General features: G+C 69.7%; 13 protein-coding genes. 12 read left to right on the forward strand and 1 reads right to left on the reverse strand.

Going from position 1 to position 13,477, the window contains the following annotated elements; all coding sequences use genetic code 11:
• Positions 1-3 precede the first annotated feature (3 nt).
• From HB662_RS15820 to HB662_RS15855, 8 genes are all read left to right on the forward strand, one after another.
• Complete coding sequence (locus tag HB662_RS15820) at positions 4-1,140, forward strand: acyl-CoA dehydrogenase family protein (RefSeq protein ID WP_168050756.1); 1,137 nt, start codon at positions 4-6, stop codon at positions 1,138-1,140.
• 23 nt (positions 1,141-1,163) lie between these two features.
• Positions 1,164-2,141, forward strand: a complete 978-nt coding sequence (locus tag HB662_RS15825; protein WP_168050757.1) for a tripartite tricarboxylate transporter substrate binding protein — start codon at positions 1,164-1,166, stop codon at positions 2,139-2,141.
• Between the two features lie 2 nt (positions 2,142-2,143).
• The gene (locus HB662_RS15830; protein WP_342449520.1) at positions 2,144-4,255 is read left to right on the forward strand and encodes an acetate--CoA ligase family protein; all 2,112 of its coding nucleotides are present in this window, start codon (positions 2,144-2,146) and stop codon (positions 4,253-4,255) included.
• Between the two features lie 75 nt (positions 4,256-4,330).
• Positions 4,331-4,957, forward strand: a complete 627-nt coding sequence (locus tag HB662_RS15835; protein WP_168050759.1) for a TetR/AcrR family transcriptional regulator — start codon at positions 4,331-4,333, stop codon at positions 4,955-4,957.
• An 84-nt stretch (positions 4,958-5,041) separates the two neighbouring features.
• Positions 5,042-6,238, forward strand: a complete 1,197-nt coding sequence (locus HB662_RS15840) for a CaiB/BaiF CoA transferase family protein (RefSeq protein ID WP_168050760.1) — start codon at positions 5,042-5,044, stop codon at positions 6,236-6,238.
• Complete coding sequence (locus HB662_RS15845) at positions 6,235-7,059, forward strand: enoyl-CoA hydratase (RefSeq protein WP_168050761.1); 825 nt, start codon at positions 6,235-6,237, stop codon at positions 7,057-7,059. The genes HB662_RS15840 and HB662_RS15845 overlap by 4 nt, the downstream gene beginning before the upstream one ends.
• A gap of 4 nt (positions 7,060-7,063) precedes the next feature.
• On the forward strand, positions 7,064-7,897 hold the full coding sequence (locus HB662_RS15850; RefSeq protein WP_168050762.1) for an alpha/beta fold hydrolase: 834 nt from the start codon (positions 7,064-7,066) through the stop codon (positions 7,895-7,897).
• 128 nt (positions 7,898-8,025) lie between these two features.
• On the forward strand, positions 8,026-9,000 hold the full coding sequence (locus tag HB662_RS15855; RefSeq protein ID WP_168050763.1) for a Bug family tripartite tricarboxylate transporter substrate binding protein: 975 nt from the start codon (positions 8,026-8,028) through the stop codon (positions 8,998-9,000).
• A 65-nt stretch (positions 9,001-9,065) separates the two neighbouring features.
• On the opposite strand, the gene HB662_RS15860 is transcribed toward HB662_RS15855, so the two are convergent.
• Positions 9,066-9,791, reverse strand: a complete 726-nt coding sequence (locus HB662_RS15860) for a GntR family transcriptional regulator (RefSeq protein WP_168050764.1) — start codon at positions 9,789-9,791, stop codon at positions 9,066-9,068.
• Between the two features lie 148 nt (positions 9,792-9,939).
• On the opposite strand from HB662_RS15860, the gene HB662_RS15865 reads away from it, so the two are divergent.
• The 4 genes from HB662_RS15865 to HB662_RS15880 all read left to right on the forward strand — a co-directional run bounded on the left by HB662_RS15865 (position 9,940) and on the right by HB662_RS15880 (position 13,473).
• The gene (locus HB662_RS15865; RefSeq protein ID WP_168050765.1) at positions 9,940-10,509 is read left to right on the forward strand and encodes a carboxymuconolactone decarboxylase family protein; all 570 of its coding nucleotides are present in this window, start codon (positions 9,940-9,942) and stop codon (positions 10,507-10,509) included.
• A 95-nt stretch (positions 10,510-10,604) separates the two neighbouring features.
• Positions 10,605-11,582, forward strand: coding sequence for a Bug family tripartite tricarboxylate transporter substrate binding protein (locus tag HB662_RS15870; RefSeq protein ID WP_168050766.1), 978 nt, complete (start codon positions 10,605-10,607; stop codon positions 11,580-11,582).
• A complete protein-coding gene (locus HB662_RS15875) occupies positions 11,579-12,655 on the forward strand; it encodes a ketopantoate reductase family protein (RefSeq protein WP_168050767.1) in 1,077 nt (358 codons plus the stop codon). Before HB662_RS15870 ends, HB662_RS15875 begins: the two co-directional genes overlap by 4 nt.
• On the forward strand, positions 12,652-13,473 hold the full coding sequence (locus HB662_RS15880; RefSeq protein WP_168050768.1) for an alpha/beta fold hydrolase: 822 nt from the start codon (positions 12,652-12,654) through the stop codon (positions 13,471-13,473). Before HB662_RS15875 ends, HB662_RS15880 begins: the two co-directional genes overlap by 4 nt.
• Positions 13,474-13,477 lie beyond the last annotated feature (4 nt).

Here is a 13,477-nt window from a genome sequence, read left to right on the forward strand (position 1 = left end):
CGCATGGATTTCGACCTGACGGAGGAACAGCGGTTGCTGCAGTCCAATCTGCGGCGCCTGCTGGCCGATCACTATGGCTTCAACCGCCGCGCCAACTACCAGGCGGAGGCGCCGGGCTGGAGCCGCGCGATGTGGGGCCGCTACGCCGAGCTCGGCCTGCTGGGCCTGCCCTTCGCCGAGGCGGATGGCGGCTTTGGCGGCGGCCCGGTGGAGACGATGCTGGTGGCGGAGGCGCTGGGCGAGGTGCTGGCGCTGGAGCCCTGGCTCAGCACGGTCGTGCTCGGCGGCGGGCTGCTGCGCCACGGCGGCGACGCGGCGCTGCGCCAGCGCATGGTGCCCGCCATTGCGGCCGGCGAGGCGCTGCTTGCCTTCGCCCAGGCCGAGCCGCAATCCCGCTACAGCCTGTCCGACATCACCACCACGGCGCGGCGCGACGGCGATGGCTGGGTGCTGGAAGGCCGCAAGAGCGTTGTGCTGCACGGCGACACGGCGGATTGGCTGCTGGTGACCGCGCGTTGTGCCGGGGCGCGGCATGATCGCGGCGGCATCGGCGTCTTCCTGCTGCGCGGCGATGCGCCGGGCGTGCTGCGTCAGGGCTACTCCATGGTCGATGGCCAGCGCGGCGCGGAGATCACCCTCTCCGCCGCGCGCGCCGAGGCGGTGCTGGGCGAGGCGGAGGATGGGCTGGCGCTGGTCGAGCGTGTGGTGGATGAGGCGATGGCTGCGCTGGCCGCCGAGGCGGTCGGCACCATGTCCGCCCTGCATGCGATGACGCTGGACTACCTGAAGACACGCAAGCAGTTCGGCGCGCCGATCGGCAGCTTCCAGGTGCTGCAGCATCGTGCCTCCGACATGATGGTGGCGCTGGAACAGGCGCGCAGCATGGCGATGTACGCGACAATGATGCTGGATGAGCCGGCCGCGGCGCGGCGCGCGGCGCTCTCCGCCGTGAAGGTGCAGATCGGCCGCTCCGCGCGGCTGATCGGCCAGCAGGCGGTGCAGATGCATGGCGGCATCGGCATCGCCACCGAATACGCCGCCGGCCACGCCTTCAAGCGGCTGGCCGCGATCGACACGACCTTCGGTGATGCCGACCACCATCTGCGCGCGTTGGCGGCGGAGGTCTCCACCGCCGCCTGACGCGTCCGAGCAAGGAGGAAACGATGAAAAACATCACAACGAATCTGACGCGACGCGGCGTGCTGGCCGCGGCGGCCGGCGGCCTGGCCCTGCCGGCTCTGGCGCAGCCGCGCGCCGGCTTCCCCAACCGTCCGGTCCGCATCTTCGCCGCCTGGGCGCCAGGCCCCAATGTCTATACGCGGGTGTTGGCGGATCTGGTCGGGCCGAAGCTGGGCCAGCCGGTGGTGATCGAGAACCGCGCCGGCGCCAATGGCACGCTGGCGGCACGTGCTGTGTCGTCGGAGCCGGCGGATGGACACACGCTGGCGCAGATCCCGGGCTCCGTCTTCCGCGTGCCCTATATGATGCCGCGCATGCCCTATGATCCGGTGGAGGATTTCACCTACATCATCTGCCTCACCGGCTATACCTTCGGTCTGGTCGTGCGCGCGGATTCACCGCACAGGACATGGGCGGATTTTGTCGCGGCCACCAAGCGCCAGCCCGGGCGCATCTCCTACGGCTCGCCTGGCGTCGGCACCGAATCGCATGTGGTGATGGACCGCATCGCGGAGATCGAGAAGGTCGAATGGCTGCATGCGCCGTATCGCGGTGGCAGCGAGCTGACCAGCGCGCTGCTCAGCGGCACGATCGATGCGGTGGCAACCGCCAGCCACTGGTCCTCCCTGGTGCTGGACGGAAGGCTGCGGCTGCTGAATGTGTGGACGCCCGAGCGCATCGCCCGCTACCCGGATGCGCCGACGCTGAAGGATCTCGGCTACGACATCGTCGCCACATCGCCCTATGGCCTGGCCGGGCCGAAGGGCATGGATCCCGGCGTCGTGAAGGTGCTGCACGACGCCTTCAAGGAGGCGCTCTACCATCCGGACTCGTTGGCCTATCTGCAGGGGCTCGACCAGCCGGTGATGTACATGGACAGCGCCGCCTATACCGATTTCGCGCGCCGGCAGGTGGTCAAGGAACAGGCCATCGTGCAGCGCCTGAACCTGCGGATCGAATGAGCGTGGACACCATCCTGGAGCAGGCGGCACGGCCGCAAGGGCTGGATGCGCTGTTCCGGCCGCGCAGCATCGCGGTGCTGGGGGCTTCGAGCGACCCGCGCAAGATCGGCGGCAGGCCGGTGGACTACCTGCTGCGGGGCGGCTTCACGGGCGCCATCTATCCGGTGAACCCGGCGCAGCCCACCGTCCAGGGCCTGCCCGCATTCGCCACGCTGGAGGATCTGCCCGCCCCGGCCGATCTCGTCGTCATCGCCCTGCCGGCGCGCATGGCGGAGGAGGCGGTGGAGTCCTGCATCCGCTGCGGCGCCGGCGCCATCCTGATGTTCACCTCCGGCTTCGGGGAGGTGGATGAGGAAGGGCGCGCGCGGCAGGCGGCGATGGCGGCGCGCTGCCGGCAGGCCGGCATCCGCATGCTGGGGCCCAATTGCCTCGGCCTTTTCAATCCGGCGGATGGCGTGTTCTGCACCTTCTCGGCCTCCCTGCAGGGCACTTGGCCGAAGCCGGGCGGCATCGCCATCGCCAGCCAGAGCGGCGCCTTCGGTACCTATTGCTACACGCTGCTGCACCAGCGCGGCGCCGGCATCAGCCACTTCGTCGCCACGGGCAATGAGGCGGATGTGGATGTCGCCGCCTGCATCGCCTGGTTCGCCGAGGATCCGGCGACGCAGGTTATCGTCATCTCCATCGAGGGCTGCCGCGACGGGGCGCGGATGCGCGCGGCGCTGGCCCTGGCGGCGGCGCGCGGCAAGCCGGTGGTGGCGATGAAGGTCGGCACCTCCGCACTCGGCGCGGATGCCGCGGCGTCCCATACCGGCGCGCTGGCCGGCACCGATGCGGCCTATGACGCCGCCTTTGCCGAGGCGGGCGTGCATCGCGCGCAGTCGATCGAGGAAATGGTGGATGTCGCGCTGGCCTGTGCCGCCGGCGTCTTTCCGCCGGGAAACCGGCTCGGCGTCATCACCATCTCGGGCGGCGTCGGCGTGCTGCTGGCGGACCATGCGGAGGCACGCGGGCTGGACATGCCGGCGCTGCCCGCGGCGGCACAGTCCCGCATCCTCGAACTGGTGCCCTTTGCCAATCCGCGCAACCCGGTGGATGCCACCGCGCAGGTGGTGAACGACCGCACGCTGCTCGGCCGCATGATCGACATCATGATGGAGGGCGATGGCTTCGACATCGTCATCGCCTTCCTGGCGCTGATGGGGCTGAGCGAGCGGGCGATGGAGACGCTGCGCCCGATGCTCGCCAGGCTGCGCGCCGCGCATCCGGACAAGCTCTTCATCCTGTGCTTCGTCTGCCCGCCGGCGACGCGGCTGGAGCTGGAGGCGCTGGGCTTCCTGGTGATCGAGGATCCGAGCCGCGCGGCGACGGTGGCCGGCGCCCTGGCACGATTGCGCGCCCGCCCCGCCGCACTGCCGGCCGCGCCGCTGCCGCCGGCACTTCCCCTGCCGTCCGGCCCGCTGGACGAGGCCGCGGCAAAGCGCCTGCTGACCGACGCCGGAATTCGCTTCGCGCCTGAACGCACCGCCCGCAGCACGGAGGAAGCGGTGGCGGCGGCCGAGGCGCTTGGCTTCCCGGTGGCGCTTAAGGTGCTCTCAGCCGATCTCGCGCATAAATCCGATGTCGGTGGCGTGCGGCTGAACCTACGCGACGCGGCGGAGGTTGCTAGCGCCTGGGAGGCGATGATGCGGGAGGTCGCGGCCAAGGCGCCGCAGGCCCGGCTGGATGGGGCGCTGGTGGCGCCCATGGTCACCGGCGGCGTGGAGACGGTGCTGGGCGTCACCATCGACCCGGTCTTCGGCCCGCTGGTGATGTTCGGCCTCGGCGGTGTCTTCGTCGAGGTGTTCCGCGACGTGGTCTTCCGCCTGGCACCGCTGACGCGGGAGGCGGCGCTGGCGCAGCTGCACGGCATTCGCGGCCTGCCGCTGCTGCAGGGCGCGCGCGGCCGTCCACCGATGGATCTGCAGGCGCTGGCGGCTGCGCTGGTGGCGCTTTCCGACTTCGCCCTGCGGCACCGGGATGCGCTGGCGAGCGTCGAGATCAATCCCTTCATCGCGCTGCCGCAGGGTGGCGTCGCGGTGGATGCGGTGATCCTGCGGCGCGAAGCCGGTTGACAGCGCCGGCCCGCCGCCGCAAGGGTCCGCGCCGGGCCGGCTGAGATCGGTCAAGGCCGGATAACCGGAAAGCCCATGGAAGACCTCAGCGAGCTTCTCAGCCTCAGCGCATCGCAAAGCCCGCCGCCGGAACGGATGCTGCAGATCCTGACCGCGGCGGCCAAGCTGTTCGCCACGCAGGGCTTCGACCGCACCTCGATGCGCGACATCGCGCAGGAATGCGGAATCTCCAAGGCCACGCTGTACCACTACTTCCCGGACAAGGATTCCATCATCCGGCCGATGGTGATGGGCACCACGCGGTCCATTTTCCAGCACGTCTCCGCGCTGGACGATCCGGAGCGGCCGCCGCTGGAGCGCCTGCGGACGCTGATGGTGGAGACGGCGACCTTTTTCGAGCGCTATCGCTGGGCCTGGATCGCCGGATCCGCCATCTTCTGGAACGATCCGCAGGTCCGCCGCCGCAAGCAGCGCCTGGAATGGCGCGACCGGTATGAGACGCTGCTGCGCAGCATCATCGAGGAAGCCATCCGCCGCGGCGATATGCGGCCGATGGATGTGGCGCTGGCCGGGCGGCTGGTGGCCAGCACGCTGAGCTGGTTGCCCCGCTGGTACAACCCGGAGGGTCCGCTGACCGCGCCCGAGATCGCCGACCAGTTCTACGGCATGATCGTCGCCGGCTTCATGCCCCGCCCCGGCTGAACGCGCCCCTCTTGCCAAGGCGGCGCGGCTGCGCGCCTAATCGACCGACCGGTCGGTCGAAGCCCGGAGCAAGGGAGGTTGTGGATGCCGGATGCCCCTCATGATGCACCCGCCGCAGGGCCGCTCGCGGGCCTGCGCGTGCTGGACCTGACGCTGGCGCGCGCCGGCCCGACCTGCGTGCGACACCTGGCCGATTGGGGTGCGGATGTGGTCCGGCTCGAGCCGCCGGCCGGGCCGGGCGAGGATGTCGCCGGGCGCCGCCACGGCGCCGATTTCCAGAACCTGCACCGTAACAAGCGCGCCATCCAGCTCGACCTGAAAAGCCAGGCCGGCCATGCCGCCTTCCTGCGCCTGCTGCGGGATGCCGATGTGGTGGTTGAGAACATGCGGCCCTCCGTGAAGCGGCGCCTGCGCGTCGCCTGGCCGGATGTCCATGCCGTCAATCCGCGCATCGTCTATGGCAGCATCAGCGGCTTCGGCCAGGACGGCCCCTATGCCGATCGCGCCGGCGTGGACCAGATCGCCCAGGGGATGAGCGGCCTGATGTCGATCACCGGCCTGCCGGGCCAGGGGCCGGTTCGGGCCGGCATCGCGGTGGCGGACCTCACCGCCGGCAACCTGCTCGCGCTCGGCATCATGATGGCGCTGTACGAGCGCATGCGGACGGGGGTTGGCCGCTGGGTCACCACCTCGCTGCTGCAGGCTCAGGTCTTCATGCTGGATTTCCAGGCGGCGCGCTGGCTTGTGGACCAGGAGGTGGCCCGCCAGGCTGGCAATGACCACCCGACCGGCATTCCGACCGGCGTCTTCCCCACCAGCGATGGTCATATCAACATCGCCGCCAGTTCCAGCCGCCTGTTCACCCGCTTCTGTGCCGCGATCGGCCGGCCCGACTGGGCGGAAAGGCCCGGCTGGACCACGCAGGCCGGCCGCAGCGCCGATCGCGTGGCGATCAACGCCGCCATCGCGGAAGTAACGCGAAGCCAGCCCGCTGCGCATTGGATCGAACTGTTCGAGGAAGCCGGCATTCCCTGCGGGCCGATCTACGCCATCGACCAGGTCTTCGCCGATCCGCAGGTGCAGCACCTCGGCCTGGCGATGCCGATGCAGAGCCCGGCGCTCGGCCGTGTGGATGTGGTGAGCTCGGCGCTGGATTTCTCGGGCCATGTGCGCGCCGTCAGGCGGCCGACGCCCGAGGCCGGCGAACACACGCGGGAGGTGCTGCGCGAGGCCGGGCTGAGCGAGGCGGAGATCGATGCCGTGACCGGAGCCGCACCATGAAGCGCTTCAGCGACCTCGGCCCGCCGCACGCCTTCGCGGAGGGGCGGATGCTGGCGGCGCAGGCCGGCGGCATCGGCCTCGTCACCTTCAACCAGCCGGAGAAGCGCAACGCCATCTCCGTCGAGATGTGGCAGGGGCTGGGGGAAATCCTGCAGGGGATGGAGGCCGATCCCGCGGTACGCGTCGTCATCCTCACCGGCGCCGGCGACCAGGCCTTCGTCTCCGGCGCCGATATCAGCCAGTTCGAAAGCCAGCGCGGCGACCATGCGGCGCAGCGGGACTATGCCGCGCGGATCCAGTCCGGCCGTGACGCGCTGCGCGGCTTCGGCAAGCCGTTGATCGCGGCGATCCGCGGCTATTGCCTGGGCGGCGGGCTGGCCATCGCCATGGCGGCGGATCTGCGCCTGGCCGGCGCTGGCAGCCGCTTCGGCATCCCGGCCGCTCGGCTCGGCATCGCCTATGGCTTCGAGGGGCTGCGCCTACTGGTCTCCCTCATCGGCCCGGCCCGCGCCCGCATGCTGCTGTTCAGCGCGCGCCGCATCGGGGCGGAGGAGGCGGAGCGGATTGGCCTGATCAACCAGGCCGTGCCCGATGATGCGCTGGAGGCGGAGGCGCTGGCGCTGGCTGGCGAGATCGCGCAGAACGCGCCGCTGGCGATCCAGGCGGCGCGGCTCGGCATCGCCGCGGTGCTGCAGGACCCGGCACAGCGTGACCTGGCGCGGCTGGAGGCCCTGGCGGCGACCTGCGCCGACAGCGCCGACTACCGCGAAGGCCGCACCGCCTTCATGGAGAAGCGCCCGCCACGCTTCACCGGGCGCTGAGCCGATGGAGCGCGATGACGCCGCCAAGCTGCTGGACCGGTTGGACCGCGAGGCCGCCCGCTGGTCCACGCCGTGTGGCGATGGCGTGATGGCCTGGCGCGGCTGGGGCGAAGGGCCGCCCTTGCTGCTGCTGCATGGCTGGGGCGGGTCCTGGATGCATTGGGCGCGCAACATCCCTGTGCTGGCGCGGCAGCATCGCCTGCTGGTGCCGGACCTGCCCGGCATGGGGGATTCGGACCTGGCGCCGCCGGGCACGCTGCACGCAGATCTGGCGGAGATGCTGGGCCAGGGGCTGCGGCGGATCCTCGGCGCCGATGCGCGCTATGCGGTCGCCGGCTTCTCCTTCGGTGGTGCGCTTGCCGGGCTGCTGGCGGCGGCGGAGCAGGAGGCTGTGCGCCGTGTGGTGCTTGCCGCGCCGGGTGGTCTCGGCACCTTCACCCCGCGGCCGACACGGCGCCTTCGCGGCTTGCCGCCGGAGGCGCGCGCCGAGGCGCTGCGCGCGAACATCCTGAGCTTGATGCTAGCGGATCCCGTTTCCGTGGATGGGCTGGCAATGGAGATCGAGGACCGCAACGCCAGCAAGCTGCGCGCCACGCCGCTGCCGCGCGAGGGCCTCGACCTTGGCGCCGCGCTGCCGCGCCTTGCGGTGGCGCCGCTGGTGGTCTGGGGCAGCCACGACAATTTCTGCGCTGCCGTGTTGCCGGAGCGGATGGCGCGGCTGCGCGCACTGCGCCCCGATGCTCGGATTGAGCTGCTGGAAGGGGCGGGGCATTGGGTGGCGCATGAGGCCGCGCCGGATTTCGATGCCCTGCTGCTGAAGCTGCCGCAGATCGCTTGACCAGTAACTGAACGCAGGTTTAGCGTTTCGACCGACCGGCCGGTCGAAGCGCCGCAAAGGATGCAGGGCCGGTGGAGGAACGCGCCGATGCGCGCTTGGGCGCCTTCGGCCATGCCAGGGAGGAAGCCATGATCACACGCCGCCTGCTGACAGGTGCCGCGCTCTCGCTCGCCGCCACCGCAACGGCCCGTGCGGATGCGGCCTGGCCGACGCGGAACATCCGCATGCTGGTCGGTTCCGCCGCAGGTGGGTCGCAGGACCTGACGGCGCGGCTCGTCGCCCCCGGCATCGCAGCCCGCCTCGGCCAGAATGTGGTGGTCGAGAACAAGGGCGGTGGCGGCGGCATGCTGACCTTCGAGCCGGTGGCTCGCGCCGCGGCCGATGGCTACACCATCTGCACCGGCAATATGGGCTCGCTGATCATCAACACGATCACAGAGCCCAGTCTGCCGATCAAGCCGATGAACGATCTCGCCCCGGTCTCGTTGGTCGCGGATGTGATGACGGTGCTGGTGGTGCCGGCGAACCGCCCGTGGCGCAGCGTGGCGGATCTTGTGGCTGCGGCACGGGCACGGCCCAGCCAGCTGTCCTGGGCGCATCCCGGCATCGGCTCCAGCCCCTGGCTGGCCGGGCTGCTACTGCAGAAGGATGCAGGAATCGATACCATCGAGATTCCCTATCGCGGCGGTGCGCCGGCGCTCGTGGATGTGATGGCCGGCCGCATCGATTTCTGCTTCGCCACCACGCCCACGGCGCTGCCGCAGGTCCGCGACGGTACGCTGCGTGCCCTGGCGGTGCCGACGCCGGAGCGGCTGGCGTTGCTGCCGGATGTGCCGACGATGCAGCAGCAGGGCTTCCGCGATTTCGTCGTCAGCGGCTGGTTCGGCATCATGACGACGAAGGGCACGCCGCCGGCGGTGATCGAGAAGCTGAACCGCGCGATCAACGCCACCACCGCCGACCCCGCCGTTGTCGCGGCCTTTGAGCGCGAGGGCATGGCCCCGCTGCACAGCACGGCCGAGGAGTTCGCACAGCGCGGTGCGGCGGAGCGGGCGAAATGGGCACCGATCGCGCTGGCGGCGATTGAGCGCAGTCGCCGCTGAAGCTTGGCGTTGGTGCGCCGGTCAGGATACGCCGGCGCCGCGCATCAGGCAGAAGGGCGCCATGTTCAGCATGGCTCCCCTCCCTCGTGGTCCGCTGCCTGCGGACCGGAAGCGGCAACGGCGCTCATCCGCGCCAGCGTGTCGGCGGTCCGCGACAGATGCTGTGCGATGAGAGAGGCCGCAAGCTCCGGCTGCCGCGCCGTCAATGCCTCGACCAGTTGCCAATGCTCCGCCTGCTGCTGCTCGGCGCCGAGATGCGCAGCCCCTGCACGAACGTAGCGCTCCACATTCGTCCGCTGCACGCGGATCAACTCAACCAGGCGCGGCCATCGCGACGCCGCATGAAGACCGTCGTGGAACGCCGCGTTCAGCTTCATCCAGGTCTCGTCACGGATCGGGAGCTTGTCCATCCGGCGCAGGATGCGACGCAACTGCTTGAGTTCGGCATCCGTCACCTTCACCGCCGCCTGCGCAAGCGCCAGGCGCTCCAGCGCGATGCGGATGGCGAACAGCTCGTGCAGATCCCCGGCCGTCAGGCGTGTGACCTCGACGCCGCGATAGGGCAGCACCTGGATCAGGCCTTCGCCCTCCAGCTGCTTCAGCGCGTCACGAACTGGCGTCCTGCTGACGCGATGCCGGTTCGCGATCTCGTCGATGTCGAGGCGCGCGCCCGCGGGGATCCGTCCCTGCAGGATATCCAGGCGCAGCGCGGCCGCCACCGCCTCCTGCCGGCTCGGGTAGATCGGATGCGCCGGGGTCGGCACAATCGATTTCGTCGACGAGGGTGCCATAGACGGCTTGCGCGATGGTTTGGGTGGAGTCATCGTGACACTAATATATTATGCATGGGTCACTCGGAAAGGCCAGAAATCCGCGGGAAGCCGTGGATTTAGCGGCCCGGATCGCCCTCCTGGCCCAGGTTTGCGACAAGGATTGCGCATGAAGCTCCTCCCGCTCGACCAGGTTGCCGAAAGCGCGGAATCCAGGGCCGTGCTCGACCGCGTGGCGGCCAGCCGGGGCTGGGTTTCGAATGCGATGCGGTCGCTCACCGCCGCGCCCGAGGGGCTGCGCGTATTCTCCGCCGTCGGCCATTACGGGCGCTACGGCACCGAGCTGTCCGAGCCGCAGCGGGAACTGGTCATCCTGATCACCGGACGCGGCGTTCCCTACGCAGTGGCACACCACACCCCGCTCGGCCTGCAGGCCGGGCTGAGCCAAGCGCAGATCGACGCCGTCATCGCGGGTCGCACGCCCGGCGACCTCGACGCGGCGGATCGCCTGTTGTGCGACTACGTCTTCGCCTTCCTGGCCGGCCAGGGCCTTGCGCCGGAGCTCGCGACAGAGCTGAACCAACATTTCACGCCGCGCCAGATCACGGATATCGCGCTGCTCGCCGGCTACTACCTGGCGCTGGGCACCATGCTGCTGGCCTTCGGCGTCGAGGTCGAGCCACCGGACATCCTCGCCATCGAACTCAAATGGCAGAGGAAGCAGAATCTCGGGGGATGAACCCTCGGATCGCAGGGAAGCAAAGTCGCACGTCACCACCAGCCAGAACAGGAGACGGCACCATGGATTCATCATCGAAGGCAGGGCGGCTTCACATGCCCGGCCTGACGCGCCGCACGGCGCTGCTCGGGCTCGGTGCCGCCTCGCTTGCGGGGACGGCCCGGGCACAATCAACCGAATGGCCGACGCGGGCGGTTCGCATCCTGGTCGGCTACCCCGCCGGCGGGGCGAATGACCTGGTCGCACGCGCGGTGGCGACGCCGCTGTCGCAGTCGCTCGGCCAGCCGATCGCAGTGGAGAACCGTACCGGCGCCGCCGGCACCATCGCCGCCGATGCCGCGAAGCGGGCCGATCCGGATGGCTACACGCTGTACATGATGTCGAGCGCACAGGTGCTGGCGCCGTTCGTGCGCCGGGATGTGGGCTTCGACCCGGTGGCGGATTTCACGCCGATCGCGATGTGCGCCTCCGCGCCCTATTTCCTCGTGGTGCATGAGAGTGTGCCCGCGCGCAGCGTGGCGGAGTTGGTGGCGCTGGCGAAGGCGCAGCCGGGCCGGCTGAGCTATGCCTCCTCCGGCGTCGGCGCCGGGCCGCATCTGACCTCCAGCCTGTTCATGAGCGTCGCCGGCATCGAGATGAATCACATCCCCTACCGCGGCGACGCCGATGCGCTGATCGACCTGACGGCCGGGCGCGTGCAGGTCTCGTTCATCTCGGTACCGCCGACCTGGCCGCACATCGAATCCGGTCGTCTGCGCGGCCTGGCTGTGTCGAGCGCGGAGCGGCTGGCGATGGCGCCGAACATCCCGAGCGTGGCGGAAAGCGGTTATCCCGGCTTCGACATGGGCGCCTGGTGGGGCTTGGTCGGACCGAAGGGCTTGCCGTCGGAAATCGTCAACAAGGTCGCCTCCGCGGTGCGGCCCATTCTCGACGGCGCCGAATTCGGCCAGCGCTTCGCAACGCAGGGCATTTCGCCCGCCAAGGATACGCCGGCCTCCTTCGCGCAGCGCATCGCCGCGGACAAGGTGAAGTTCGCGGAGATCGTGCAGCGGGCGGGCATCACGCCCACATGATCGCAGGTACTCGCGGCCGCGTGGTGCTGCTGGGTGGTGGCGCGGTCGGCAGCCTTATCGGCGGCGGCCTCGCGGCCGCCGGGCATGATGTGGTGCTGGTCGATGGCTGGCACGACCATGTCGAGGCGATCCGCGCCAACGGCCTGCTGATGACGACGCCGGAGGGTGCACAACGGGTGCGCTTGCAGGCCTGGCATCTCGGCGATGCGCATCGGCTGCGAGACGCTGGCGCGGAGGTCGCCTTCCTCACGGTGAAGCTTTACGATACCGATTGGGCGGCGGCGCTGCTGGCAACCTGGCTACCCTCCTCGGTCCCCATCGTCACCCTGCAGAACGCCCTGGTGGAGGAGCGTGTTGCCCGCTTCGTCGGGCATGGCCGGACGCTGGGTGGCATCGGCAGCGGGCTTGACGTCTTCATGGCCGGGCCTGGTGAGGTACGGCGCACCCGAAAGCGTGGTGCCGCCGGCGGGGCGGTGTTCAAGATCGGCGAGATGCATGGCCGCCGCACGCCGCGTGCGGAAGCCATTGCCGCGCTGCTGTCCGATGTCGACACCGCCACCGTCACCAGCGACCTGTGGACCGAGCGCTGGGTGAAGCTAACCGCCAACACCATGACATCCGGCCTGTCGGGACTCACCGGCCTGTCACTGAAGGCGGTCTATTCACGTGACGATACGCGCCGCATCGCGATCCGCCTCGGGGCCGAGGCGATTTCGCTTGGCCGTGCGATGGGCTTCGCGCTGGAACGCCTGTTCGGATTGCCGGGCGAAGCCTGGATCAGCGCCGCGGCCGGCGATGCCGAGGCCACGGCCACTGCGATGGACGCCATGGCCGTCCAGGCCGCCAGCATGGTGGAGGGTGGCATGTCCGGCACCCTGCAGGACCTGTCGAAGGGACGCCCCACCGAGGTCGCCTTCTTCAACGGCTTCATCGCGGCCGAGGCCGCAAGACTTGGCTTGGCAGCACCGACGCATGCGCGGGTTGCCGCGCTGATCGCCGAGGCCGAAGCCGGCACCTTGCGGCTCGGCCTTGGCAACCTCGACCTGATAACTGCAGGAACCACCGTCACATGACCACGCGTCAGACCTTCACCGCCAGCGACGGACAGAACATCGCCTACTATATCGACGACTTCACCGATCCCTGGACCCAGCCGCCGGTGCTGGTTCTGCTGCATTCCGCCATGGGCAACTCGCAGCGCTTCTATTCCTGGGTTCCGGCACTGGCGCGTCACTTCCGGGTGGTGCGGATGGACCTGCGCGGCCATGGCGGCTCCGACATCCCGCCCGCCGACATGCCGCTTTCGATGGATCGCTTTGTGCGCGACGTCGAGGAGCTGATGGACACGGTCGGCGCGAAGCAGGCGCATATCGTGGCCAATTCCGCCGGTGGTTACCTGGCGCAGAAGCTGGCGATCAAGGCGCCGGAACGGGTGCTCGGTCTCTGCGTCGTCGGCTCCACCCCCGGCCTCAGCCCGTCGGCGCTGGATTGGTTGCCACTGATCGAGCAGGAGGGGCTGACGCCATTCCTGACGCGCACCATCCACATGCGCTTCGACCTGGCCTCCACCGATCCGGGCATGGTGCGCTGGTTCCTGGAGCAGACGGCGGAGAATGACCCGGCCTATGTCGTGCGCTTCATCGGCTACATGGCGACGCAGGAATGGAGCGCGGAGCTGCCGCGCATCAAGGCGCCGACGCTGGTGATCTATCCGGGCGGCGAGACGGTCGGCAGCGCCAACAGCTACGACACGATGCGTGAGCGCATCCCCGACGTCACCATGATCGAATACGAGCACATGCCGCACAACATCGCCGACATGATGCCGGATCGCTGCACCAGCGACATCCTGGCATTCCTGTCCGCGAAGTTCGGCACTTCGAAGGTCTGATCCC

This window comes from Falsiroseomonas frigidaquae, assembly GCF_012163145.1.
Classification (GTDB): Bacteria; Pseudomonadota; Alphaproteobacteria; order Acetobacterales; family Acetobacteraceae; genus Falsiroseomonas; species Falsiroseomonas frigidaquae.